The following is a 26,189-nucleotide window of genomic DNA, read 5'->3' on the forward strand; positions in this document are numbered from 1 at the left end:
TGGTCTGCAAAAAAGATTTGTCCAACAATTTCCTGTAGGCCAGACCAATTAATTTAATTGTGTTTGGTATGCCACAGCATACAATTTCAATTGTTTAATCATACTTACCAGACCGTTTGCCCTAGTAGGTGATAAATGCTCTTTTAATCCGATCTCATCTATGAAACTGGTCTCGGCCTCAATAATATCTTTAGGTTTTTGATTACTAAAGGCCCTTATTAAAATGGCAATGATACCTTTGGTAATAATGGCATCACTATCCGCAGTAAAAACTAATTTATCGCCTTCCAATTCTGCATGTACCCATACTTTACTCTGACAGCCCTTAATAATATTATCATCGGTCTTATACTGCTCCTTGATCATAGGTAGCGATTTTCCAAGCTCTATCATGTACTCATAACGCTGCATCCAATCCTCAAACATAGAGAACTCATCAACTATCTCTTCCTGAATTTCTTTTATACTCATATCCAAATTTTGTGCCCATTGTATAATGGTAACAATTCCATGCAAAAATACAATAAGTAATTTTGCATATCAACTATTTAAAAGATTGAAAATTAACCAAATGAAGTTATGACAGCATTGTTTTTGCCCGCTGCACGCTTGCCACCAATATATCTACTTCTTCCTTGGTATTATAAAAACTAAAGCTGGCCCTTACGGTACCGGGAATTTTATAAAAATCCATGATTGGCTGGGCACAATGATGTCCTGTCCTTACAGCAACCCCTAGTTTATCCAATATGCTACCAATATCATAAGGATGAAGACCTTCAATATTAAAAGAAATCACTGCTGTTTTTTCCTTGGTGTCTCCATATATTTTTAATCCATCAATGGCCAGGAGTTCCTTGCTTGCATACTCTAAAAGCTCGTGTTCGTATTGGGCTATGGCATCAAATCCTATGGCGTTCATATAATCCAGGGCAGCACCAAAAGCAATACCTCCACAAATATTTGGAGTCCCAGCTTCGAACTTATGGGGAAGATCGGCATAGGTAGTCTTTTCAAAAGTTACTTCTGCAATCATTTCGCCCCCACCTTGGTAAGGTGGCAATTTATTTAACCACTCCTCTTTGCCGTAAAGCATTCCTACTCCAGTAGGACCGCACATTTTATGGGCTGAAACCACATAAAAATCTACATCCAATTTCTGTACATCAGCTTTTATATGTGGAGCAGCCTGAGCGCCATCTATTAGGACCGCAGCCCCTATATTATGGGCAGCTGTTATAATTTCCTCTATTGAATTAATGGTACCCAAGGCATTTGAAACATGATTGCAGAATACCAATTTGGTACGGTGGGAGAGTAATTTATGGTATTCCTCCATAATCAATTTACCTTCCATATTCATTGGAATTACTTTTAACACTGCCCCAGTACGCTCACATAGCATTTGCCATGGAACAATATTGGAGTGGTGTTCCAATGCGGAAACAATAATTTCATCGCCCTTTTCTAAAAATGAGGCAAAACCATTGGCCACTAAATTTATACCATGGGTAGTTCCTGAAGTAAAAATAATTTCATGCGACTTAGCCGCATTAAAATGCTTTTGTATCTTCTGCCTAGCCTGTTCGTAAACGTCCGTTGCTTCTTGCGACAGTGTATGAACCCCTCTGTGGATATTTGCATTATAGTTACTATAATAATCCACAATGGCATCTATAACCTTTTTCGGCGTCTGGGACGTAGCAGCATTGTCCAGATATACCAAGGGATAGCCATTAACTTTCCTATTTAAGATTGGAAAGTCTTTACGTATGCTCAAGATATCTAAAACAGTTTGTATCATGGTAAAAATTCAATGCTGGGAATTACGTTGAATAGAAACTTTCTAAAGGTCAAATCCTAAACGAACGCCCAATTTGTTGGCAATTAATTTGTTGATCCTAACCTTTAATTCCGGGATTCGGACACTTTCCAAAACGTTATTGGCAAAGGCGTACATTAACAATGCCCTTGCTTCTTTTTTTGGAATTCCCCGAGATTGAAGATAAAATAAAGCCTCCTCATCCAATTGCCCGATGGTACAACCGTGGGAGCATTTTACATCATCTGCAAAAATCTCCAATTGAGGTTTTGTATTAATGGTAGCCTTGTCGCTTACCAAAATATTATTGTTCTGTTGAAAGGCATTCGTCTTTTGGGCAATTTTGTCCACAATAATCTTACCGTTGAAAACCCCAGTAGAATTTTCACCATAAATCCCCTTATAATCTTGATGGCTTTCACAATTGGGTTGAATATGATGCACCAATGTATGGTGGTCTATATGCTGTTTTTCCTCAATAATGGTAACCCCTTTCATGGTAGAATCTATCCTTTCCCCATTTTGATAGAAATTAAGGTTGTTTCGGGTTAATTTACCTCCAAAGGAGAAGGTATGAACCTTTACAACACTGCCGTCCTTCTGATCAATATAGGTATTGTCTATTAAGGAGGCAGTTGTTAAATCGTTCTGTACCTTATAATAATCAACGTTGGAATTCTTCGCCGCATAAATCTCGGTGACCGAATTGGTCAACACTTCATTTGCTGTTAAACTCTGATGACGTTCAATAATTTGCAACTCGGCATTTTCCTCGGCAATAATCAAATTTCTCGGCTGCAACAAAAGTGCGGCTTCATTACCAGTGGAAAAATGAACAATTTCTATCGGTTTTTTAGGAATCTTATTTTTAGGAATATAAATATAGGCTCCCTCCTTACTAAAAGCAGTATTCAAAGTAGTTAACGAATCGTCCTTAGAAGCTATTTTATTAAAATAAACATCTATTATTTGCTTGTACATGGGCTTGTTCAAGGCCGAACTCATTAGACATACATCCACTCCATCATGGGTAGTCTCCGATAAAAAAGAACTATATACCCCATCAACAAAGACAATCTTGAAGGTGTCTATTTCATGTAGAAAATATTTTTTAACATCCCTATACTCCAACATATTCTCCTTCTTTGGAAAGATGCTGTAATCTATTTTCTGTAGTGTATTTAAGGAAGTATATTTCCAAGCCTCCTCCTTTTTGGTAGGAAACCCCTTTGCCTCAAAATTTTTAATGGCCTCTGTTCGTATATCATGAACCGGATTATCTACATCCACACCGTTTTCAAATGCCAAAAATGAGGAAACTAATTTTTCTTTTAAATCCATCTTTACAAGTTGTAATGTCTAAATGTCTAATGTTATAAAGTGCCTTGATTACTTATCCAAATACTTTATAAACCCACTTAACATTTTAGATATATTTTCAATTTTTTCCTTTAATAATATAAACTCCTTCTCCTCCAAATACCCCAAATCCAATGCTAAATACAACTGAGATCTCACTTCTCCCGCAGAGGCTTTTGAAATGTATAGGAAGCGAATAAATTCCCTATTTGTATTTCTTTCAAACCCTTCCGCAATATTGGAACTTATAGATACCGAGGCCCTTCTAATTTGTCTTTTAAATCAAAATCTTTTTCAAACTCTCCCTTATTCGTCAAGCCATAAATTACTTTATTGAAATCCCTGCTTTCTTTCCAAGCATTTATTTCCTCAAATGAAATTATTTTAGCCATCTCAAAAATACAGTCAGAATGCAATTTTGACTTTTAAACTTTCAACATTGAACATTAAAATTAGACAACAGTTTCCTGTTTCAACCAATCGTATCCTTTTTCTTCCAATTCCAGGGCAAGATCTTTAGTGCCGGATTTTACGATCTTTCCGTTGTGCAATACATGAACAAAATCAGGTACTATATATTCCAAAAGACGTTGATAGTGGGTAATTACAATTACCGCATTGTCTTTGCTCTTTAATTTATTTACACCATTGGCTACAATACGCAAGGCATCAATGTCCAAACCGGAATCAGTTTCATCCAAAATGGCCAATTTAGGCTCCAACATGGCCATTTGAAAAATCTCATTTCTTTTTTTCTCACCTCCGGAAAAACCTTCATTCAATGAACGCGATAAAAATTTTCTATCTATTTCCAACATTTCCGACTTCTCACGAATCAATTTCAACATATCCTTAGCTGGCATATCTTCCAATCCCTTAGCTTTTCTAGATTCATTGATAGCGGTCTTCATGAAATTTGTAACGGAAACCCCAGGAATTTCAACAGGATATTGAAAGGATAGAAATATTCCTTTATGTGCCCTATCTTCAGGCGAAGTGTCTTCTAGATTTTCACCTTCCAAAAATACCTCTCCCTCGGTAATTTCGAATTCTTCCTTCCCGGCAATTACAGCCGCCAAGGTACTTTTCCCTGAACCGTTGGGGCCCATAATGGCATGTACTTCACCTGCATTCACCGTTAGGTTTATTCCCCTTAATATCTCTTTATCCTCTACTCTAGCGTGTAAGTTGTTAATTTTCAGCATTGTTCTAAATTCTAATTATTTTTAATAATTGGGCGCCTTCGGCATTTTATTAAAATCTTCTTTTATGTTGTTGTTTTAAATGGGTAGCAGTATTTTTTTCTTATGGCACTTGAACCCTCCTTTGAAGAAGACATACCATCAGAAATTATTTCCCTTATCCTACAGACCCCTCTAGACTTATTTCCAATAATTTTTGGGCTTCCACTGCAAATTCCATTGGTAATTTATTAAGCACTTCCTTACTGAAGCCGTTTACGATCAAGGCAATTGCCTTTTCCGTATTTATCCCTCTCTGGTTACAATAAAAAATCTGGTCCTCTCCAATTTTACTGGTAGTGGCCTCATGTTCTATTTGTGCAGTTTTATTCTTTACTTCAATATAAGGAAAGGTATGTGCACCACATTCATTCCCCATTAGCAAGGAATCACATTGGGAAAAATTCCTTGCATTGTCGGCCCTACTGTTTACCTGTACCAATCCACGGTAACTATTTTGGGACTTCCCTGCCGAGATACCTTTGGAAATAATGGTACTCCTGGTATTCTTTCCTAAATGAATCATTTTGGTACCCGTATCCGCTTGTTGATAATTATTGGTTACCGCAATGGAATAAAATTCCCCTATGGAATTATCTCCTTTAAGTATACATGATGGGTACTTCCAGGTAACGGCCGAACCAGTTTCAACCTGGGTCCAAGAAATTTTAGCATTCTTTTCGCACAATCCCCTTTTGGTTACAAAATTGAAAACTCCCCCTAATCCCTCTTTATTTCCAGGGAACCAGTTTTGCACGGTGGAGTACTTTATTTCGGCATCATCCAAAGCTATCAATTCTACCACAGCGGCATGCAACTGATTTTCATCACGGGAAGGTGCGGTACATCCTTCCAAATAACTTACATAACTACCCTCATCGGCAATTACCAAGGTTCTTTCGAACTGTCCCGTACCTGCCTGATTAATTCTAAAGTAAGTGGAAAGTTCCATTGGGCAGCGTACTCCCTTTGGAATGTAACAGAAAGACCCATCAGAAAAAACCGCTGAGTTAAGGGCCGCATAAAAGTTGTCCTTTTGCGGAACCACAGATCCTATATATTTTTTAACCAGTTCCGAATGCTCCTTAATTGCCTCGGAAATAGAACAAAATATTATTCCTTTTTCGGCAAGCGTCTTTTTAAAAGTAGTGGCTACCGATACGGAATCCATTACAATATCCACGGCCACTCCCGCCAACTTTTTCTGTTCGTCCAAGGAAATACCCAATTTTTTAAAAGTGTCCAATAATTCTGGATCTACCTCGTCCAAACTATCATACTTGGGTTTTTTGTTAGGTGCGGAATAATATGAAATGGCCTGAAAATCAGGTTTTTTATATTTAACATTTGCCCATTCGGGCTCCACCATTTCCTTCCAGATTTTAAAGGATTCCAACCTCCATAGGGTCATCCATTCGGGTTCTTCCTTTTTCTTTGAAATAGCGATTACAATTTCCTCATTTAAACCAATTGGAAACGTATCAGATTCTATATCTGTATAGAAACCATACTCATACTCCTTGGTCTCCAGTTCTTTTTTTAATTCTTCCTCAGTATATGCCATTCTTCCTAATTTATCAATTGTTCAATACAACAATTGGCTAATTATTTATCATCTCCAACGCAAGCATTGGTATATTTTGTTATTTCCCCATTGTTGTATTAGAGAGAGAAACTCTCTCCACAACCACAAGTTCTTTGGGCATTGGGATTATTAAAAACAAACCCTTTGCCATTAAGTCCCCCGGAATATTCCAGGACGGTACCTACTAGATAAAGAAAGCTTTTTTTATCTACTATAATACGCACTGCATTGTCCTCGAAAATTTTATCGGTTTCAGTGGTTTTATTATCAAAATCGAGCTCATAGGACAAACCACTGCAGCCCCCGCTTTTAACGCCTACCCGCACATAATCCTTGCTGGCGTCAAAGCCTCCTTCGGCCATTAGGGCCATTACCCTCTGCTTAGCTGTTTCAGATACTTTAATCATTCTTAATTGGATTTAATCTAAATAGTTTACAAATATAGTACATATGTAGGGTTTTACCATATTTCCTAACATTAATATAACGTATAGCCAAATAGGGGATTTCTATTATAAAACTTCCCTTCAAAAAAAATTGGCCAACAAAATTGTTTATCACAATTTTGTTGGCCAATTTTAAAAGCCAATTAGATATAATTAAGGTCGTATTCTAATTATCATCTCCAATTTCATCAATAGCATCATCTATTTTCTCATTAACTTCCTTATCTACCTTTTCTCCTGCTTTTTCCAGAATACCTTTATCCTTCTCCACTTCCTTCTCTATAATTACAGTTTTTTCCTTGGTTTCCCTACAGGAAATAATGGCAAAAAAAGGCAATCCCAAAACTAAAATTGTTATAATAAATTTTTTCATGCAATGTCTTTTTTAATTTACACGAATATACCAATAACTTCGATAATCCCCTGATATAAGTCATTTTCTATTTCTTAAGTTTTAATTTAACCTAACCAGTTATTCCGATTATAATTCTTGATTGGACTTAATCTAGATTTAAAAGTATGCTATAGAGCCGTAGTTATGCCTAATTCGCCCACAATAACATATTGTTGAATCCAACTTCTTTACCCACCAAAGACGGTCAGTCATTTGTCTACCTAACTTTAATAACTATGGCATCGGAATTTCCCATTAGTTGCAGGCCCATAAATTCTGTGCTTTGGGAGTCTCCCACTAAAATAACCCCCTGATCAGCCGTTTCAATGGCATCAAAACCAAAATCGATACCGCTTCCCCCATAGGATTTTTGCCAAATCAAATCCCCGGAAGCATTGGTCTTTAATAGCCAAATATCATTTTCCCCTAAGTTGGAGGTAGCGTCCAAATCGCTGCTTTTGGAATTTCCCGTAATAATAAAGCCACCATCACTGGCAAGACTAACACTTTGTGCAGCATCAAACTGAGGTCCCCCGTAGTTTTTTTCCCATAATAGACTGCCATTATCATCAATTTTTATAAGCCATATATCCGATTCTCCATTATTCTTAGAAACGTCTGTGTCATTACTAAAAGTGTTTCCCGTAATTACATAGGTATTATCCATAGTTTTCGCTATGTCGTACGCTATTTCAATACCTGTGCCACCAAAAGATCGCTCCCAGACCAAATCACCATCACTCGAAATCTTAACCACCCAAAAATCATAGCTTCCCTTGGAATTTGAAATGTCATAATCCTCACTTTCGGAAAATCCTGCAAGAACAAAACCTCCATCATTGGACTGCACCACCCCGTGGGCCCTATCGTTATTGGTGCCGCCAAAATACTTCCGCCATTCCAGATTTCCCTGTGCATCCAATTTAGTACCCCAAAATTCGCCGACACCGTGTCTAGTCAAGTAGCTTCCCTTATCCAAATAACCGTCCGATCTAGCCGCCGTAATATCCAAAAACCCCGAGAAAAAGAAACCCCCATCGGAGGTTTGTATCAAATCATAAGAATGATCATGCCCAGAAAATCCGAAACTTCTCTCCCATTCTATATTTCCAGAGGCATCCAATTTAAGAATCCAATTGTCATGAAAGCCTTCATTATTACTGGCATCCCCATCACTGCTCTGGCTATATCCTATAAGTGCATAACCCCCATCCGAAGTTTGAACAATATTTTTACCAATATCATCCAAACTTCCTCCATATGTCCTGCTCCATTGCAAAATGCCTTCTTGGTCCAATTTTAACATCCAATAATCATTATCCTCCAACGCCTTGTCGTTAATGTCCCCATCAATACTATTGGAAAATCCTAAAATGGCAAATCCGCCATCATTAGTAGAAATAATGGCCTGGGCAGTATCGTCAAGGGAGCCACCAAAACTTTTTACCCATTCCAGCTCCCCTAAAAAAACGGATTTGTCCAACTCATTCTTGTGTTCTTCGTCATTATTTGAGCAAGAAAGTGCAATAAAACAGAATATTATCAGGGCAATTTTCTTCATGGTTCAATTGGATTTTTTAATTACAAAAAGTCCCGAATTAATATCGCTAACCACAATTTTATTGCTGGTGAAGAAGGGAAACACACTCCAAACCCCATTAAAGTCGGTCTTATTATCCGACGGATAGGTATCAAAGAAACCTACTTCGGAAATGGATTTATCTGTGATTCCCGAAATATCCAAAACACGAACTCCCGCAGTATAGTTCGCAAGGAAAAATTCATCCCCTCTAACATAGCCATTATGATCAATTGCACTGGTTTTCCCCAAATAAACATCATGAAGGAGGGGTGCTGTTAAATCTGTAAAATCGAAAACCAATGTACGTGATGAGAATCCAAAATTTACTTCGTCCAATTCATCCCCCAAAATAAAATACTTCTGATCTTGAGTAAACCAACCTTGATGGGTATAAGCGAAATTACTATAGGTCATTGTAGAAATTTCTTCAGGAATAGCTTTATTGGAAACATCTACCAAAACCACATGATCCTCATTGGCTCCGACAAACACTTCCTTTCCACTGAAATTTGAATCCGGCCCACTATAAGTTAGAACCTGTCCATCGTGAGTATAGCCTGAAGCGCCATATCCTCCAGACGCCAAAGGATTCTTGGGGTCCTGGATATTTATAAAATGTATTCCACCATTGTATATATCATCCCTGGCAGTGCCCACCGCATAGGCAAAACCAGAGTCCTCATTAATAACAATATTATGACAATTCCCAAATCCGGTATAGCGGGCATCTGCTGTAAATGTTTCGGGAGAAGTAACAACGTTTCTTAACCGTGTAAGGTCAAAAACTTGCATTCCATGGCCTTCTGCTTCCGAAACAATATAAGCATGATTCTTATAAACCTTGATATCGCGCCAAGTACTATTCACTGTAGCAGTTGGCAATTTCCCTAAATATCTAAGATTATCCTCATCCGTAATATCCACAAATGCGGTGCCATTATCCAACCCTATTATAGCATATTCCTTGTTGTTTTCAGAATCGGCCCAACCCCAAATATCACTGGCCGAACTGGCCTGAAGAGTGTTTAACGATATTTTCCCGAGAAGGTCATAACCACTACAAGGATATATACCCGCCTTACCATTTATGCATGGAGTCCCATCCACAACCTGCTCGTCCATGGGGATTTCCTGAGGGTCCGAATTTTTGGAACACCCAATGGCCAACAGACCTATGATTATAAAATTAATGACTTTTGACATGGCTTTCCTTTTTATAAAATTACGAACTCTTATTGATGTTAATCCATAATTCCAATTAATATATAAACAAAAAATGATTGTACTTTAGGTTTCTCAGACCAAAATATATTTGCCTGTCAACAAAAAAGAAAAATGGCATATTCTTGAATATTGGGCCAAAAATCCATTAACCAAATAAGATTTTAATAGGCCTTGGGGTTGAATTTTAATAAATTAACAAAATATTCGGAAAATATATTATATCATATTAATGCCGATTACAAAAAATTAATTTAAATTCAAATCCATTTTAAAAAAATAGAAAAACGTTCAAAAATTATGTCCAAAAAAAAGACCGCATTTAGTAACAATTCGCGAAGAGATTTTATTAAAGGTACCGGCTTGGCAACTGCCGGATTTATGATAGTACCAAGACATGTATTGGGAGGCCCAGGTTATGTTGCCCCAAGTGACAAACTTAATATTGCCGGCATAGGTGCCGGTGGTAAAGGTAGAAGTGATATTGCTTCCTTCGCAGAAAGCCCCAATGTTAATATTGTAGGGCTTTGCGATGTGGATGACAGACAGGCCGTTGAATCCAGGAAATCTTTTCCAAAGGCAAAATACTATGCCGATTTTAGAAAAATGTTGGAAAATGAAAAGGACAATATTGATGCCGTCTCGGTATCTACTCCAGACCACAATCATGCTGTAGCTGCCTATATGGCTATGTCAATGGGCAAGCACGTTTACGTTCAAAAACCTTTGACACACGATATCTGGGAGGCTAGAATGCTTACCGAGGCAGCAAAAAAATTCAAGGTAGTTACCCAAATGGGGAACCAAGGTGGTTCAGGTGATGGCGTACGAAAAATGAAGGAACTTTATGATACAGGCATCATAGGAGATGTACACACCGTAAAATGTTGGACCAATAGGGCTATTTGGCCACAAGCACTTCAAACACCAACCAAAAAAGATAAAATACCCAAAGGCCTAAATTGGGACCTTTGGTTAGGTACCGCCGAAATGCGTGATTATAATGATGCTTACCTTCCATTTGATTGGAGGGGTTGGTCCGATTTTGGAACAGGTGCACTTGGAGATATGGCTTGCCACATAATGGATCCCGTATACCGAATACTGCCAATACTTTATCCTAACCAGGTTGAGTGTAGTGTTTCAGATTCCTTTAAAGGGAAATTTGAAACAGCCGATTATCCTAAGAGTTTCCCGAATTCCAGTAAAATACACCTAAGCTATCCAAGAACCGATGGCAAAGGCAATGTAAAAGTTACTTGGATGGATGGTGGACTTCTACCGGAAAGACCGGATGAAATGGGCGATGACGAAGCTTTGGGCAACTGGGATGGCGGAGTACTATTTATTGGAACCAAAGGTAAATTGTTGGCTGATTGTTATGGCGCCAACCCAAGACTCCTTCCTTTATCGTTAAACGAACAATTTGAAGTTGCCGAAACCATTGCAAGAGTTCCGGAAGGCCACTATCTACAATGGGTAAACGCCTGTATGGCAGGTTATGGCAATGCCGAGACCAGTTCTTCATTTGATTATGCCGGTCCTTTTACCGAAAGTATCCTGATTGGTAACTTGGCGCTTAAGGCCTATTTTGAAGTGGACCCTAGTGCCGATAAAGGTAGCTTCTGGGGAGGCTCAAAATACAATGGAAGAAAACGTTTGCTATGGGATGCAGAAAACATGAGGGTTACCAACTTTGAGGCTGCCAACAAGTACGTAAAACGCAATTATAGAGCGGGATATTCTGTGGGATAGACCTCTTAAATATAATTTGATCTAAATCGCCGGACTTTGTAAGTATCATTAAGAATACTTATTTAGGTCCGGCTTTTTAATTTTTTACTTATAGATTCTTTATTTAGTCCAAAAAAAGGATATAATGGATATACTCCTTATTTTTGCCGCATGATAGAAGATAAGAATCAAGAAAAGACCGGATTAGATCAATTGGGGGAGTTTGAATTGATAAAACATCTTACCAAAGATTTTACCTTACAGCATAAATCTACCCTTAAGGGTATTGGAGATGATGCCGCCGTGTTGGATTTTAAGGACAAGAAGGCCATAATATCTACAGATCTATTGATAGAGGGCGTACATTTCGACCTCAGCTATATGCCCCTAAAGCACTTGGGCTATAAATCTGTTATGGTAAATTTATCGGACATCTACGCCATGAATGCAACAGCTACCCAAATAACCGTTTCCATTGCCGTTTCCAATAGATTTCCTTTGGAAGCCCTGGAAGAATTTTATAGCGGAGTGGCCCTTGCCTGCGAAATCTACAAAATAGACTTAGTGGGTGGAGATACCACCTCCTCTACCAAAGGAATGTTGGTAAGCGTTACCGTTATAGGTGAAGCTGCGGAAGAAAACATTGTTTACCGAAGCGGGGCCAAACCAAATGATCTTTTAGTAGTTTCAGGGGATTTAGGTGCTGCCTATTGTGGGCTACAGGTACTGGAAAGGGAAAAGGAAGTTTTCAAAGTAAATCCAAACAATCAACCCGATCTATCCCCTTACACCTATATCGTGGAACGACAATTAAAACCTGAGGCCCGAAGGGATGTTAAAGACTTGTTGGATAAACTGGAGATTCGTCCTACATCCATGATCGATATTAGTGATGGACTTTCCTCTGAAATTTTACATTTATGCGATAAAAGTGAAGTGGGATGTAATTTATTCGAAGATAAAATTCCATTGGATCCAACGGTAATTTCGGCATGTGAAGAATTTAAAATGGACAGTACGCTTGTAGCCCTAAGTGGGGGTGAAGATTACGAGCTATTATTCACTATAGATCAGAAAGATTTTCTAAAAATAAAAGGAAATCCCCATTTCACGGTAGTGGGACATATGACCGATAAAGACGAAGGTGTTAATTTGATTTCCAGAAGCAATACCAAAATTCCTATTACCGCTCAGGGTTGGAATTCTTTTAAATAAAGAAATGCAAGCAAATTTGACAAGTCGGTAAAAAAAGAATTCCCGAAAATAAAGGACGTTCCTTACTTAACTGTCGTGGGGCGCAGGACAGCCAAAAATATGGGCGTTCTTATAATTTACGGGAATAACTTCAAAAACTCCGATACCGCTTAAGGTAGGAATTCATTTGCCAAAGCATAGTTTAGGCTACCTGTTGTGTGGCCCTATGTCTTTTCTGATAAATATCTTGTAAAGTATTGTTGATGTCCTGTAATTCCGGAGTTAAAACGGAAAGATTTCCACTAACATCCGTAGTCACCTCCTTACCACAGTGTACACATTGATATTCCTTGATGTGCAAGGTAACCTTTTTGGATACTGAATAATGGTGTCCGAAAATGCTGCAGCAAAATGCGCTGAGTCTTGTTCCATAATCTGTGATAACTTTTTTCATAATGCAGGTTTTAGAGTGGCATTGGTAAGGTTTAGGGACCGTAAAATGCAAAAATTAAACTTAGGGTTAATTGGTGTTCGTCACTTACTAAATGACTTTCAGATAATTAACGCATACACCCTTCCATTTATTGGGCGCAACCTGTTTTTTTTTCGTTTTTTTTTAATAAAACTTAATTTTTTCGACCAAATGCGTCAATACTGTGTCTAAATACCTATTTAAACTGAACGGTTTTTAAACTATCTTTCGCCCAAAATTGCAATAAATGCCGAACACCAAGGAAACCCTTGTTACTTCTTTTGCATTATTCTCCTTATTCTTTGGTGCAGGGAATTTGATCCTCCCGCCATTGTTGGGGTTTCAATCGGGAAGTTGGTGGTGGCTGGTAGCTCTGGGTTTTGCAGTATCCGCAGTTTTAGTACCCATATTGGGAATTTTTGCCCATGCCAAATTACAGGGGACTATATATGACTTTGGAAAAAAAGTCTCCCCAAAATTTAGTCTGGTTTATTCCATCCTAATTTATGCCATTTCCATTAGCTTGCCTTCTCCTCGTACCGCAGCCGTTACACATGAAATTGCAGTTCAGCCTTTCTTTAATACTTCCGCTCTTGTTACGAGTATAATCTATTTTTCCTTGGTTTTTATTTTCGTTATTAACCGTTCCAAATTATTGGACGTACTGGGAAAAGGACTTACTCCCGCAATTATTCTAATATTAGTAATGATTATAGGTGTATCCGTATTCGCCATGCAATTCAATTTTGGGGAGACTTCCATGGTTAGTCCGTTCAGCGCTGGTATTTTGGAAGGATATCAGACCTTTGATGCTATTGGGGCCATCGTAGTGGGCGGTGTAATCATTGTTTCCATCAACCTAAAGTCAAAAGCCTCCTATAAAGACAAAAGAACGTTGGTCCGCAATGCGGCATGGTTGGCCGGTCTAAGCCTCTTTGTAATATACATTGGCCTTATCCTTACTGGGGCCTTGAACCATAATAATTTTGAATCCAGCATCACCAGAATAGAATTGCTTTCCGGAATAAGCAAAATAACCTTGGGCAACAGCGCCAATATTTTTTTAAGCATATTGGTAAGTCTGGCCTGTTTTACGACTGCCGTAGGTATTGTGACAGGAACTTCCGATTTTATAAAAGACCGTCTCCCCAATTCAAGACATGCCTACCTCTTAACTGCTATAATGGGTTGCCTTCTCGGGATTGTAATGGGACAATTTAATGTGGCCTACATTATTACTGTGGCCTTTCCCGTCCTAATGTTTATTTACCCCATCACTATCATATTAATACTCCTGAACGTTGTCCCGGAGAAATGGGCCTCACCAATGGTCTTTAAAGCTGTGGTGATCACCACTTTTATTTTCAGTGTTCCCGATTTTTTTGGAAGCTTGGGAGATTTAGCTCCCAATAAGAATATATTTTCCTGGATTCCCTTAAGCGAATACCAGGTGGGATGGGTATTACCGGCTATGGCAACTTTTGTAATATCCAATGTAATTGAAAAAAAGTGAGGTAGTTGATGTGGTACCTTGGTACCTTGGTACCAATTTATCATTGTTTTAATTATGATCGATTATCTTAATAATCTATAGTTTTTCATACTCTGCTTTAAACGAATTAAACATCGAAGCAATAATTTCCTTCGGGTCGCCATCGGAAAGACTTTCAAACGAAATATACCCCTGATAACCTTGATTTTTAACTATGTTGGCAATCTTTTTCATATTAACCGGGGTTTTTATGCCATTTGGGTATACATGTTCTTTAATAAACCAATAATTGGCATAAGGAGCCAGCTTTTCAATTTCATCATAAGGATTTTCAGCATGGAGGCTACCTATATCCAAAATTAGACCAAACCATTCAGAGTCGACCCTTTTTATTATGTCAATAATTTCGTCACTTGTGAATAAAAATTCATTGTGATTTTGCAATGCCACTATGACACCTTTTTCCTCACCATATTTAGCACAGGTTTTGTACTCAGCCACAAGCCACTCTTTTACTTCGTTTTTTGAAAATCCATCATAATTATGTTTTCCTGTAAAAACCCTCAAGATAGTCGCTCCTAAACTTGACGAAACGTCCAACCACCTACTGATCATAGCGCTATCAGCTTTACGGGATTCAGCATCAGGGTTAACAAAATCATTTCTTATGCCGGTCCAAGCAATATTCAGTCCAAGTTTCAACGCTTTGTGCTTTAATTGAAAAAGTTCACTATTTAAAGGTGGCTCAGGATATGAGGAAAAATAATATCCTGTCAAGTCCACAGAATCCAAACCGATACTTGCAGCAAATTCCATCATATCAAAAAATGTCATTTCACCATTTCTCAACAATGAATTAAAGGAATATGCATTGACACTATATTGCAATCTATCTTTGGCCTTTGCAACAATCTTAGGGCTCGCCATAAGCTTACGCATACCCAATAAAAATGGAGCAATTGCTAGAGCCCTAATAATATTTCTTCTTCTATTATCCATATCTACAATCAATTTTGGGTTCTAAAAAATAATTATCCCTAAGGTTCTGGACATGAATTGCATTAAAACCTATCCCGTTCAATCAGTTAAGTTATCTGAATTCAAATTAATAACCAATAATTAGCCCTTCCCGACAACAAATAATTATTAAAGGCAAAAAAAAATCCCCGAGGCAGAGGCGTCGGGGATTAATTAAATAGTGTACTCGGCACTTAGAAAATAGACAATTTACTTATTCTTGCGCCATCAATTTTATTGTTATTTCTTGGCATTCATCAACTCCTCAATCTCCTCCACCTCAATAGGAATATTGCCCATAAGGTTAAAAGGAGCCCCTTTTTCTTGGATAACCACATCATCTTCCAACCTAATGCCCATATTTTCGGCTGGAATATAGATCCCAGGCTCCACGGTATAAACCATATTGGCCAACATAGGTGTTTTAAGCGCCCCGTAGTCGTGGGTATTTAAGCCAATATGATGGCTGGTGCCGTGCATAAAGTACTTTTTATAAGCTGGCCAATCCTTATCCTCATTTTGAACATCGGCCTTGTCCAATAACCCCAATCCCAATAGTTCGGAGGTCATTAACTTACCCACTTCTTTATGGTATTCGGCCCACATGGTTCCGGGCACCAACATAGCAGTAGCATCATTCTTAACCCGGAGCACAGCTTCATAAACCGCTTTCTGCCTTGGGGTAAACCTACCGTTCACTGGAATGGTACGCGTAAGGTCGCTGGAATAGTTGGCGTACTCTGCCGCAACATCCATCAATAACATATCCCCATCCTTACATTCGCGGTTATTTTCTACATAATGCAATACATTGGCATTATTGCCAGAAGCAATGATAGGTGTATAGGCAAATCCTTTGGACCTATTACGGATAAATTCGTGCAATAGCTCCGCCTCGATCTCATATTCCCAGACCCCTGGCTTTACAAAACCCAACAAGCGTCTAAATCCTTTTTCAGTGATATTACAGGCTGTTTGCATAATAGCAATTTCCTCTGGTTCCTTTACACCCCTTATTTCTTGCAAAATTGGACTGCTTTTGGCCCATTGGTGCGCTGGGAAATCTTGCTTGCACTTTAAAATAAAACGATCTTCACGTGTTTGGGTCTCTACCGCCTGACGATAATGTTCATTGGTATTAAAGTATACCGTATCCGTTTCGGTCATCAGATCAAAGAAAATCTTATCAAAATCGGTCAACCAATATATCGTTTCAATCCCAGATACTTCCGTGGCTTTTTCCTTGGTCAACTTTTCCCCTTCCCAAACCGCAATATGTGCATTGGTCTCCCTTACAAATAAAACTTCTCTGTGCTTTTTGTCCACAGCATCTGGGAACAATAACAAAATGGTTTCCTCCTGATCGGCTCCGCTTAAATAAAATAAATCCCTGTTCTGCTCAAAGGGCATGGTGCTATCGGCACCAATTGGATATAGGTCGTTCGAATTAAAAACGGCAATACTCTTTGGCTTCATCCGGGCCATAAATTTCTTGCGGTTCTTTATAAACAAGTTGTTATCTATTTGCTGATATTTCATACAATCTAAATTTTTAAAAGAGTCAGAGCAATTCGTTACGCAGTATCTCGGTTATTATCCCTGTATTATCGCGGCTCATTGCATGTTTTTTAATTTTTCAGCCAAATTTAATAAATAGGAAACGCTTTACCCCCCACAAAGCGTTAAATGATTTTTAAAACCACTTCTTTCCAACCATCGAAACTTTAAAATGCCATACCTTCGTCCTTAGATTTTATATAATAAAAGTGTGGTGTATTATGCCCTATAAAGTCCCTAAAATATTGTCTATAGTTATGACTAAAAATCTAGTTCTTTTATTGATAAGTGCGATTACCCTGAGTTGGGGCCAGGTAAAAAATTCAGCAGTTACAACAGATGACTATTTAAATATCCTTAGGAGTAATATTAGTGGGGAGCTTGCCTACGAAACTACGGCATTCGTTGAACAGTTTTGGCGCGTGGCGGGCAATGAAGGTTTTAACAAAAGTATCCATAAAGTTGCCACTAGCCTAGAGGCGGCAGGTTATGTCTTGGAGGTAAACGCATCCAATATCGATCGCTTTACCTATCGAATAGAAAACAGACCAATGGAGCATCCCACATGGGAGATTGTGGATGCGGAACTTAGCATTGTTGGTATTAATGAACCAATATTGTCCTATGCTTCAAATAGAAACATGGTATATCAAAATTCAACTTCGACCCCTAAAAATGGAACCACCGCTGAATTAATATTTGTAAAGGATTTAGATGAACTCCAAAAGGTTTCGGTAAGGGGTAAAATTATTTTCACGGAACTCAATATCATCGAAATATACAAGGAAGGAGTTTTAAGAAAGGGTGCGTTGGGTATTGTCAGCTACGATAATCCCGGGTATTTACAACCCGAGAAACACGTAAATTCCATTCAATTCAGAAGTTTGCCCTACGATTCAAAAAATACTTGGGGTATTGCCCTGTCCTACGAGGCCAAAGAGAAGGTGAAATCGGCTTTAGAAAAAGGAAAAGTATTTGCCAAAGTGAATATTTCCAGTAAAATGTATCCTTCCGAAGAACTGACAGTCGTAGCCAATATAAAGGGATCGGAAATACCTGAAGAGCGTATTGTGTTTAGTGCCCATATACAGGAACCGGGTGCCAATGATAATGCTAGCGGTGTGGGAGCACAATTGGAAATTGCTTCCATGGCTGCCAAATTAATTAAAAAAGGCAGTATTGATGCCCAACGAACGATGACCTTCCTATGGGGAGATGAGATTATATCCACAAAAAGGTATCTCCAAGAGAATGAGAAAAGGGCAGCAACTATTAAATGGGGACTTAGTCTGGATATGGTAGGGGAAAATACAGCCATTACCGGCGGTTCCTTTTTGATCGAAAAAATGCCAGATCCCAGTGCCATTTGGACCAGAGGAAAAGATAAGCATACGGAATGGGGTGGTAAACTACTCACCTTGGAGGATATGAAGCCCCATTACCTAAACGACTATATAATCCATACTTTTATGAATCAAGGGAAAGCTGCACAATGGACGGTAAACACCAACCCTTATGAAGGGGGCAGTGATCACACCCCATTTTTGGACAGCCATATTCCCGGATTATTACTATGGCATTTTACGGATCAGTTTTATCATACCGATAGCGATAGAATGGATAAGGTATCTCAAGAAACACTTAAAAATGTAAGTATTGCCGCATTGGCAAGTGCATTGACCCTAGTAAATGGCGATTCCTATACAGCGATGGATATTGTTGAAATAGTAAAAGATGCTGCTACCACACGTCTTGCTGAGGAATTTTTACTAAGTGAGAAATCCGTAAAGGCCGGTAAACCCGCGGAAAATGAGGTAGACATAATAAAAGCTTGGGAGGATTGGTATTTAAAAGCCATTACTTCCACTAGGGACTTGGCCTCCCCGGAAAATACGGTAATTTTGGACAAGGCCATTTTACAGGCGCAGGCCATTATAGAATCCCAATCCAAAATTTTTGTTTCGGAATTGACGAAATGAAGCTAGTTAGAAATTCCCTAACGCTTCAAATAATTAAAATTATGAATAGTCTTTGGGCAATGTATGTGTGAAAAACCTAGGTTAATTGACCTATATTAACCATGATCATGCCAGCCCACAGTAAGGCCGCCCATAGCCAAAGTATGGCCACATATACGGAAATAAGTAATACTTTGGAATCCGATATCTTATTGAGGTAGTACCATGCCACAGCCGCAAATACAAAACCGAAGGACCATAACATTCCGACCATAATTACGGTTGGCCACACCCAATCGCCATGCCAATCGTTTATATTAAGATAAGGTTCAAAAAGGAAAGAGACCGGATAATATAATATTCCTCCCAAGGCACCCATGCTTAATAGACCTAGTATTGCAGTTGCAAAGAATGCAATTAAAGAGAATTTAATATTAAATGTCCAGGATTTCCAGATTACCATGCAGTCATCTTGATTTTTACGGTTGGGTTAGTTTCTAACGCCAGGAAACCAATAAAAGTATAGTCGCACCAATCGATATTTCAAAATAATGTAAGAAAAAACCTTCTAAAATTACTGCGTCCAAAAGGAATTTTAACATCAAAAAAATCTTCCCAAACATCTAATAAATAAAATGCAATCACTTGTATACCATACATTTATAAAAAATAAATCAAAAAATAAAATTAATTGGTTCAACTTTTTTTATAGTTCGAGCGAAAAGATTTTCTTGTTATTTCTGAACTATAATTATGGAATTCTTTAAATTGGTTCTAAATACCGTACTTAAATTCAACAAAGTTTGTTAATAACTCGATTCTAGAGTAAATTTGCAATCAAAACATATAACCAATGAGTGGATTTTTAAACTCTTCAATAGGCAGGAAGTACACAATGGCCCTTTCCGCCTTTTTCTTAATGATTTTTATCCTTCAACATTTTGCCATTAATATCCTATCCGTTTTAAGTCCGGATACTTTTAATGAAACCTCACATTTTATGGGCACCAACGCCCTAATACAATACGCATTGCAACCAGTGCTGTTATTTGGGGTCATCTATCATTTTGTGATGGGATTTATTCTGGAAATAAAAAACAGGAATGCGCGTGCAATTAGTTATGTCAAAAACAATGGAGCGGCCAATTCCACTTGGATGAGTAGGAATATGATCTGGAGCGGTGGCTTCATCCTTATTTTTCTAATTATTCATTTCTTGGATTTCTGGTTTCCTGAAATCAATACAAAATATATTCAAGGAGATATGTCGGGCCTTTTAGCCGATGGGGAAGGTTATCGTTATTACGAAGAACTTACCCATAAATTTGAGCCTATTTGGAGGGTTGCCCTTTATTGTTTAGGTTTTGTTTTTCTTTCATTGCACCTACTTCACGGCTTTAGTTCAGCATTTCAATCTGTTGGTGCCAATAATAAATATACAAAAGGGTTAAAAGGATTTGGAAAGGCTTACGCTATTTTAATTCCGTTAGGATTTATTTTTATTGCACTTTTTCACCATTTTAACCATTAATAATACAATTCTATGTCTGTATTGGATTCTAAAGTACCAAAAGGCCCATTAAAGGATAAATGGACGACCTATAAGGATAAAATAAACTTAGTAAATCCTGCCAATAAACGAAACATCGATGTTATTGTTGTTGGTACAGGTCTTGCTGGAGGTTCTGCTGCAGCAACCTTGGCCGAGCTTGGTTATAGGGTAAAAGCATTCTGTTATCAGGATTCCCCGCGCAGGGCACATTCCATTGCCGCACAAGGAGGAATAAATGCAGCAAAAAATTATCAAGGGGATGGGGATTCTACCTATCGCTTGTTTTACGATACTGTAAAGGGAGGGGATTACCGTTCACGTGAGGCCAACGTATATCGTTTGGCAGAGGTTTCGGCCAATATCATTGACCAATGTGTAGCACAAGGGGTGCCTTTTGCTCGGGATTATGGTGGATTATTGGACAACCGTTCTTTTGGTGGTGTTTTGGTTTCACGTACGTTTTACGCTAAAGGACAAACAGGACAACAATTATTGTTAGGGGCATATTCTGCCATGAACAGACAGATTGCCCGTGGGAAAATAGAAATGTACAACAGGCATGAAATGCTCGATGTTGTAAAGGTGGATGGCAAGGCTCGTGGTATTATAGCGCGCAACTTGGTTACCGGTGAAATAGAACGCCATTCCGCACACGCAGTAGTAATTGCATCCGGGGGCTATGGAAATGTATATTTCCTTTCTACCAATGCCATGGGATCTAACGCCACTGCAGCTTGGAAAATACATAAAAAGGGTGCCTTTTTCGCAAACCCATGTTATACCCAAATTCACCCGACCTGTATCCCACGCTCGGGTGACTATCAATCCAAATTGACCTTAATGTCCGAGTCATTGCGAAATGACGGACGTATATGGGTCCCTAAAAATATGGAAGATGTGTTGGCCATTAGGGAAGGAAAATTAAAACCAACCCAATTGAGCGAGGAACAAAGGGACTATTATTTGGAAAGAAGATATCCTGCCTTTGGAAACTTGGTGCCACGTGATGTGGCTTCCAGAGCAGCAAAGGAAAGATGTGATGCCGGTTACGGTGTTAACGCTACTGGGGAAGCCGTGTATCTGGATTTTAAATCCGCTATTGAAAGATACGGTTTGGAACAAGCTAAAATTCACGGAATACAAAATGCGTCCAAAGAAAAAATAACCGCATTGGGCGAAGCAGTAGTAGAGGAAAAATATGGTAACCTATTTCAGATGTACGAAAAAATCGTAGATGAAAATCCATATAAGACACCAATGATGATCTATCCTGCTACCCACTATACCATGGGCGGAGTTTGGGTAGATTACAACCTAATGACTACCGTAGAAGGATTGTATTGTATAGGGGAGGCCAATTTCTCCGATCATGGTGCCAACCGCTTGGGAGCATCTGCATTAATGCAAGGCTTGGCCGATGGTTATTTTGTACTACCGTACACTATAGGTGATTACCTTTCCCATGAAATTAGGACTGGTAAAATTCCGACGGACTCTCCCGAATTTGACGCAGCGGAAAAAGAAGTAACCGAAAGAATCAATTTCTTTGTCAATAATAAAGGAACGCATTCAGTAGATTATTTCCATAAACGTTTAGGTAAAGTTATGTGGGACAAATGTGGTATGTCCCGTAACGCTCAAGGCCTCAAGGAAGCCATTGCAGAAATTAAGGCTATTCGTGAAGAGTTCTATAAGGAAGTAAAAGTCCCTGGCTCAGCCAATGAGATGAATCCGGAATTGGAGAAAGCAGGAAGAGTGGCAGATTTCTTGGAATTGGGAGAATTGTTTGCCAAGGACGCCTTAATGCGAGAGGAATCTTGTGGAGGACATTTCCGTGAAGAGTCGGTGGAAATTGATGGAGAGCAAAAAGGAGAAGCAAAACGTAACGATAAGGATTATGCTTTTGTAGCCGCCTGGGAATATAAAGGAGAACCTTCAGATGCCGTTTTGCACAAGGAACAATTGGAATTTAAGGATATAGAACTAAAACAAAGAAGTTATAAATAGGCAAAAGACAATAGGCAATAGGCATAAGCCAAATATAAATGGAGATTGCCCACATGAATGACGTAAGAACGTATAAAGATTTACTGATTTGGCAAAAAGGAATAGATATAGTTAAAGAGACCTATTTATTATGCCAAGAAATCCCAAATGACGAAATATTTGGATTACAAAGTCAAATCAAGCGTTCCTCTATATCAATACCTTCAAATATTGCCGAGGGATGGGGTCGAAATTACACAAAGTATTATATTCAATTTTTAAAAATTTCCAGAGGGTCCTTATTCGAATTGGAAACTCAAATAATAATAGCTAAAGAATTAAATTTTATATCAACCAATAGTTATAATAGAATACAAGGTTTAATAACCGAAGAAAGTAAAATGTTAAACGCCTTCATTAAATCGATAGACAAATAACTAATGCCTATTGGCTTTTTGGCTAATAAACTATAAGAATGAATCTTACATTAAAAATTTGGAGACAGAAAGGACCACAGGACAAAGGTAAAATGGTCGAATATAAGGTGACTGAGATTTCAGAACACATGTCCTTCCTTGAAATGATGGATGTTTTAAACGAACAGCTCACCAACAAAGGGGATGATCCTGTTGCTTTTGACCATGACTGTCGCGAAGGTATTTGTGGTATGTGCTCCATGTACATCAATGGGGAAGCCCATGGTCCGGATAGAGGGGTTACTACCTGTCAGTTACATATGCGAATGTTCAAGGATGGCGACACCATTACTATTGAGCCTTTTAGGGCCAAAGCATTTCCGGTAATTAAAGATTTGGTAATAGATCGCAGTTCTTTTGAACGTATTCAACAGGCTGGTGGTTATATTTCCGTCAACACCTCTGGAAATACTCAGGATGCAAATGCCATTCCCATAGATAAGCATGCAGCCGATACGGCCATGGATGCCGCTACTTGTATTGGTTGTGGTGCATGCGTAGCTAGTTGTAAAAACTCCTCCGCCATGTTGTTTGTTGGGGCTAAGGTATCCCAATACGCTTTATTACCACAAGGACAGGTAGAAGCAACAGATCGTGTTAAAAATATGGTTGCGCAAATGGATTTGGAAGGATTTGGAAACTGTACCAATACAGGGGCTTGTGAGGTAGAATGTCCTAAAGGAATTTCCCTGGAAAACATTGCCCGTATGAACAGGGAGTTCTTTGCTGCCAGCATAAAAGGATAGTTCTGATCTAAATATAATTTGTGGTTCACAAAATTAGGCCCCATTCTCTTTCAGGAATGGGGTTTTTGTTTACCCAAATCCCAAAATTCCAGTATCTTTAAATATGAACAAGGAATATAAGGAAGAACGGATAATAGTCCCGCGTTTCAATGAAGAGTCAGGTTTTTACACCACCCCTGAACGTTCTGAGATTATGGGAAAGATCAGAGGTAAAAACACCATTCCCGAACTAAAATTTAGAAAAGCCCTGTGGGCGGCAGGATATAGATATAGGATAGATTATAAGAAATTGATAGGCAAACCAGATATCGTCCTAAATAAATATAAAACCGCTATCTTCATTGATGGCGAATATTGGCATGGTTATAATTGGGAAGAACGGAAACATAAGATTAAAACCAATAAAGAATTCTGGATTCCAAAGATTGAACGGAATATTCAACGGGATAAAGAAGTAAACCAAGAACTACAAACTTTGGGCTATACCGTATTCCGATTTTGGGAGCGGGAAATTAAAAAAGAATTGGATGAATGCCTAAAACAAGTAATTGCCCATTTACAATCTCAGCAATCCTAACCCCACTGAAGCACATATAACTACTCCCTAATGCCAAATTATAAACACAAAATATTCTCCAAGCTTCCCAAAGTAAAGACTACGATCTTTACGACCATGGGGCAATTAGCACAAAAACACAGCGCTATAAATCTGTCCCAAGGCTTTCCCAATTTTGAACCGGACCAAAACTTGATCAATTTGGTGACACAGGCCATGAACCAAGGCTACAATCAATATGCACCCATGACAGGTGTTTTGGAACTTCGGGAAGAGATTTCAAAGAAAATAGAGCAATTATATGGTAGGCACTATAACCCAGAAAATGAAATAACAATAACCATTGGTGCTACACAGGCTATTTTTACCATCATTACGGCATTTATAGGCCATGGTGACGAGGTAATAGTCATTAAGCCTGCATATGACTGTTATGAGCCCGCCATTGAGGTCAATGGAGGTATTCCTGTGTTTGTTCAACTAAACAATAGCGATTTTAAGGTAGACTGGGAGGAATTCCGTTCCAAAATTACCTCCAAAACCAAAATGGTCATAATTAACACCCCCCACAATCCTAGTGGCACCATATTCTCCACCGAAGATATGCTTCAATTACAGCAAAGTCTTGAAAAAACAGATATCATTGTCATTAGTGATGAAGTATACGAGCATATTGTCTTTGATGGCCTTGAACATGAAAGCGCATCAAAATTTGACGGCCTTGCCTCCCGTACCTTTGTATGTGGTTCCTTTGGAAAAACATTCCATATTACGGGTTGGAAAATGGGATATTGCGCAGGCCCTGCCGAACTAATGCACGAATTTCGCAAAACCCATCAGTTTAATGTGTTTAGTGCTGACCATGCCGTTCAAAAAGCTTTGGCCACCTACTTAAAGGAACCTAAACACTATCTTAGTCTCAACAAATTTTATCAGGATAAGCGCGATCTTTTTCTTTCCGGATTAAGCAACTCAAGATTTAAAATACACCCCTGCCAAGGCACCTACTTTCAATTGGTGGATTTTAGTGCCATTACCCTAGAACCGGATGATGTCTTTGCAGAACGTTTGGTAAAGGAATATCAAATAGCAAGTATTCCCATTTCAGGGTTTAATACCAAAGGAATTGATAAACATCTTGTGCGATTCTGTTTCGCAAAGACCAACGAAACCTTGGTCAAGGCCACATCAATTCTCTGCAAGCTGTAGACTATAGGATTTATTCTAAACTCCCTCTTACAGATCCAATCGCATTAACCAATCCGTTTGTTTATCCTTGCCAATGTAATACGGATGAGTTCCATACTTATAAAACCCCGATCTTTTATAAAATTTTATGGCTTTAGTGTTCAATTCCCAAACCCCAAGCCACACATAATTTTTGTTTTTGGTTCTTGCCATTGAAATTACCTGTGTCAATAACCAGGCTCCAACTCCCTGACCTTGGAATTCGCCCAATACATAGATACGCTCTATCTCCATGGAATCATTATCCTTAATATCCGACTGAGATCCATTTTCATTTATCTTAATATACCCCACTAAAATGGCATCGTTATAAACAAAATAAAAAGATGAATTGTTGTCAAGAAGCTCCTTGTTGAGTGCTTTCTCGCCAAAGGCAGAATTAAGATAAGCCTTAAAATCTTCGGGATTATTATCTTTTTCAAAATGTCCCGTCCTAAAATAAGTTGACACAAAATCGACTTATTTATGAAACATTCAAAGATTACAGGTAATAAGCGTACACAACGCGATTACAATCTAGGTTTTAAATTGGCCGTTATTTCCCAAGTTGA

General features: G+C 38.5%; 26 protein-coding genes. 10 read left to right on the forward strand and 16 right to left on the reverse strand.

The features are described from left to right. Positions 1 to 48 precede the first annotated feature (48 nt). The 11 genes from H4O18_RS05740 to H4O18_RS05785 form a co-directional block, all read right to left on the reverse strand. Positions 49 to 471: a SufE family protein gene (locus tag H4O18_RS05740; RefSeq protein WP_187582307.1), complete on the reverse strand. Its 423-nt coding sequence runs from the start codon at positions 469 to 471 to the stop codon at positions 49 to 51. A 106-nt stretch (positions 472 to 577) separates the two neighbouring features. Beyond that, positions 578 to 1,804, reverse strand: coding sequence for an aminotransferase class V-fold PLP-dependent enzyme (locus tag H4O18_RS05745; protein ID WP_187582309.1), 1,227 nt, complete (start codon positions 1,802 to 1,804; stop codon positions 578 to 580). A gap of 42 nt (positions 1,805 to 1,846) precedes the next feature. Further along, the gene (sufD, locus tag H4O18_RS05750) at positions 1,847 to 3,163 is read right to left on the reverse strand and encodes a Fe-S cluster assembly protein SufD (RefSeq protein WP_187582311.1); all 1,317 of its coding nucleotides are present in this window, start codon (positions 3,161 to 3,163) and stop codon (positions 1,847 to 1,849) included. A 48-nt stretch (positions 3,164 to 3,211) separates the two neighbouring features. Further along, positions 3,212 to 3,451: a four helix bundle protein gene (locus H4O18_RS22110; protein WP_343065416.1), complete on the reverse strand. Its 240-nt coding sequence runs from the start codon at positions 3,449 to 3,451 to the stop codon at positions 3,212 to 3,214. Next, positions 3,427 to 3,573 (reverse strand): hypothetical protein, encoded by a 147-nt coding sequence (locus H4O18_RS22115; RefSeq protein ID WP_246474034.1) that lies wholly within the window; start codon positions 3,571 to 3,573, stop codon positions 3,427 to 3,429. The genes H4O18_RS22110 and H4O18_RS22115 overlap by 25 nt, the downstream gene beginning before the upstream one ends. Positions 3,574 to 3,633: 60 nt before the next feature. After that, a complete protein-coding gene (gene sufC / locus H4O18_RS05760) occupies positions 3,634 to 4,386 on the reverse strand; it encodes a Fe-S cluster assembly ATPase SufC (RefSeq protein ID WP_187582312.1) in 753 nt (250 codons plus the stop codon). A 154-nt stretch (positions 4,387 to 4,540) separates the two neighbouring features. Beyond that, positions 4,541 to 5,986 (reverse strand): Fe-S cluster assembly protein SufB, encoded by a 1,446-nt coding sequence (gene sufB / locus H4O18_RS05765; protein ID WP_187582314.1) that lies wholly within the window; start codon positions 5,984 to 5,986, stop codon positions 4,541 to 4,543. Between the two features lie 98 nt (positions 5,987 to 6,084). Next, complete coding sequence (locus H4O18_RS05770; protein WP_103439097.1) at positions 6,085 to 6,414, reverse strand: HesB/IscA family protein; 330 nt, start codon at positions 6,412 to 6,414, stop codon at positions 6,085 to 6,087. A gap of 205 nt (positions 6,415 to 6,619) precedes the next feature. After that, on the reverse strand, positions 6,620 to 6,826 hold the full coding sequence (locus H4O18_RS05775) for a hypothetical protein (RefSeq protein ID WP_187582316.1): 207 nt from the start codon (positions 6,824 to 6,826) through the stop codon (positions 6,620 to 6,622). Between the two features lie 238 nt (positions 6,827 to 7,064). Next, a complete protein-coding gene (locus H4O18_RS05780; protein ID WP_187582318.1) occupies positions 7,065 to 8,408 on the reverse strand; it encodes a hypothetical protein in 1,344 nt (447 codons plus the stop codon). A 3-nt stretch (positions 8,409 to 8,411) separates the two neighbouring features. Next, the gene (locus H4O18_RS05785) at positions 8,412 to 9,632 is read right to left on the reverse strand and encodes a choice-of-anchor B family protein (protein WP_187582320.1); all 1,221 of its coding nucleotides are present in this window, start codon (positions 9,630 to 9,632) and stop codon (positions 8,412 to 8,414) included. A gap of 318 nt (positions 9,633 to 9,950) precedes the next feature. On the opposite strand from H4O18_RS05785, the gene H4O18_RS05790 reads away from it, so the two are divergent. Then, entirely contained in the window at positions 9,951 to 11,405 is a 1,455-nt protein-coding gene (locus tag H4O18_RS05790) for a Gfo/Idh/MocA family protein (protein WP_187582322.1), read from the forward strand. A 150-nt stretch (positions 11,406 to 11,555) separates the two neighbouring features. Continuing rightward, positions 11,556 to 12,599, forward strand: a complete 1,044-nt coding sequence (gene thiL / locus H4O18_RS05795; protein WP_187582324.1) for a thiamine-phosphate kinase — start codon at positions 11,556 to 11,558, stop codon at positions 12,597 to 12,599. A gap of 181 nt (positions 12,600 to 12,780) precedes the next feature. On the opposite strand, the gene H4O18_RS05800 is transcribed toward thiL, so the two are convergent. Continuing rightward, positions 12,781 to 13,032, reverse strand: a complete 252-nt coding sequence (locus tag H4O18_RS05800; RefSeq protein WP_187582326.1) for a hypothetical protein — start codon at positions 13,030 to 13,032, stop codon at positions 12,781 to 12,783. Positions 13,033 to 13,297: 265 nt separating this feature from the next. Here H4O18_RS05800 and brnQ point away from each other — a divergent pair, with 265 nt between their 5' ends. Continuing rightward, positions 13,298 to 14,563 carry a branched-chain amino acid transport system II carrier protein gene (gene brnQ, locus H4O18_RS05805; protein WP_187582328.1) on the forward strand — a complete coding sequence of 422 codons (1,266 nt, stop codon included), beginning with the start codon at positions 13,298 to 13,300 and terminating at the stop codon, positions 14,561 to 14,563. 75 nt (positions 14,564 to 14,638) lie between these two features. On the opposite strand, the gene H4O18_RS05810 is transcribed toward brnQ, so the two are convergent. Both H4O18_RS05810 and H4O18_RS05815 read right to left on the reverse strand, forming a co-directional pair. Then, positions 14,639 to 15,541: a sugar phosphate isomerase/epimerase family protein gene (locus H4O18_RS05810; RefSeq protein ID WP_187582330.1), complete on the reverse strand. Its 903-nt coding sequence runs from the start codon at positions 15,539 to 15,541 to the stop codon at positions 14,639 to 14,641. 258 nt (positions 15,542 to 15,799) lie between these two features. Continuing rightward, positions 15,800 to 17,098, reverse strand: coding sequence for an aminopeptidase P family protein (locus H4O18_RS05815; protein WP_187582332.1), 1,299 nt, complete (start codon positions 17,096 to 17,098; stop codon positions 15,800 to 15,802). Between the two features lie 275 nt (positions 17,099 to 17,373). On the opposite strand from H4O18_RS05815, the gene H4O18_RS05820 reads away from it, so the two are divergent. Then, complete coding sequence (locus tag H4O18_RS05820; protein WP_246474043.1) at positions 17,374 to 19,095, forward strand: M28 family peptidase; 1,722 nt, start codon at positions 17,374 to 17,376, stop codon at positions 19,093 to 19,095. Positions 19,096 to 19,171: 76 nt separating this feature from the next. On the opposite strand, the gene H4O18_RS05825 is transcribed toward H4O18_RS05820, so the two are convergent. Continuing rightward, positions 19,172 to 19,537 (reverse strand): hypothetical protein, encoded by a 366-nt coding sequence (locus tag H4O18_RS05825; protein WP_222942345.1) that lies wholly within the window; start codon positions 19,535 to 19,537, stop codon positions 19,172 to 19,174. A 390-nt stretch (positions 19,538 to 19,927) separates the two neighbouring features. On the opposite strand from H4O18_RS05825, the gene H4O18_RS05830 reads away from it, so the two are divergent. The 6 genes from H4O18_RS05830 (at position 19,928) to H4O18_RS05855 (ending at position 25,599) form a co-directional block, all read left to right on the forward strand. After that, positions 19,928 to 20,605 carry a succinate dehydrogenase cytochrome b subunit gene (locus tag H4O18_RS05830; protein WP_187582336.1) on the forward strand — a complete coding sequence of 226 codons (678 nt, stop codon included), beginning with the start codon at positions 19,928 to 19,930 and terminating at the stop codon, positions 20,603 to 20,605. A gap of 12 nt (positions 20,606 to 20,617) precedes the next feature. Then, a complete protein-coding gene (locus H4O18_RS05835; protein ID WP_187582338.1) occupies positions 20,618 to 22,633 on the forward strand; it encodes a fumarate reductase/succinate dehydrogenase flavoprotein subunit in 2,016 nt (671 codons plus the stop codon). Between the two features lie 53 nt (positions 22,634 to 22,686). Continuing rightward, complete coding sequence (locus tag H4O18_RS05840; protein WP_187582340.1) at positions 22,687 to 23,049, forward strand: four helix bundle protein; 363 nt, start codon at positions 22,687 to 22,689, stop codon at positions 23,047 to 23,049. A gap of 38 nt (positions 23,050 to 23,087) precedes the next feature. Continuing rightward, the gene (locus H4O18_RS05845; RefSeq protein ID WP_187582342.1) at positions 23,088 to 23,834 is read left to right on the forward strand and encodes a succinate dehydrogenase/fumarate reductase iron-sulfur subunit; all 747 of its coding nucleotides are present in this window, start codon (positions 23,088 to 23,090) and stop codon (positions 23,832 to 23,834) included. Between the two features lie 103 nt (positions 23,835 to 23,937). Then, the gene (locus H4O18_RS05850; protein ID WP_187582344.1) at positions 23,938 to 24,411 is read left to right on the forward strand and encodes a very short patch repair endonuclease; all 474 of its coding nucleotides are present in this window, start codon (positions 23,938 to 23,940) and stop codon (positions 24,409 to 24,411) included. 30 nt (positions 24,412 to 24,441) lie between these two features. Further along, positions 24,442 to 25,599, forward strand: a complete 1,158-nt coding sequence (locus H4O18_RS05855; RefSeq protein WP_187582346.1) for a methionine aminotransferase — start codon at positions 24,442 to 24,444, stop codon at positions 25,597 to 25,599. A 27-nt stretch (positions 25,600 to 25,626) separates the two neighbouring features. On the opposite strand, the gene H4O18_RS05860 is transcribed toward H4O18_RS05855, so the two are convergent. Continuing rightward, the gene (locus H4O18_RS05860) at positions 25,627 to 26,088 is read right to left on the reverse strand and encodes a GNAT family N-acetyltransferase (protein WP_187582348.1); all 462 of its coding nucleotides are present in this window, start codon (positions 26,086 to 26,088) and stop codon (positions 25,627 to 25,629) included. Between the last annotated feature and the right edge of the window lie 101 nt (positions 26,089 to 26,189).

This window comes from Arenibacter arenosicollis (genome assembly GCF_014397245.1).
GTDB classification, from domain to species: Bacteria; Bacteroidota; Bacteroidia; order Flavobacteriales; family Flavobacteriaceae; genus Arenibacter; species Arenibacter arenosicollis.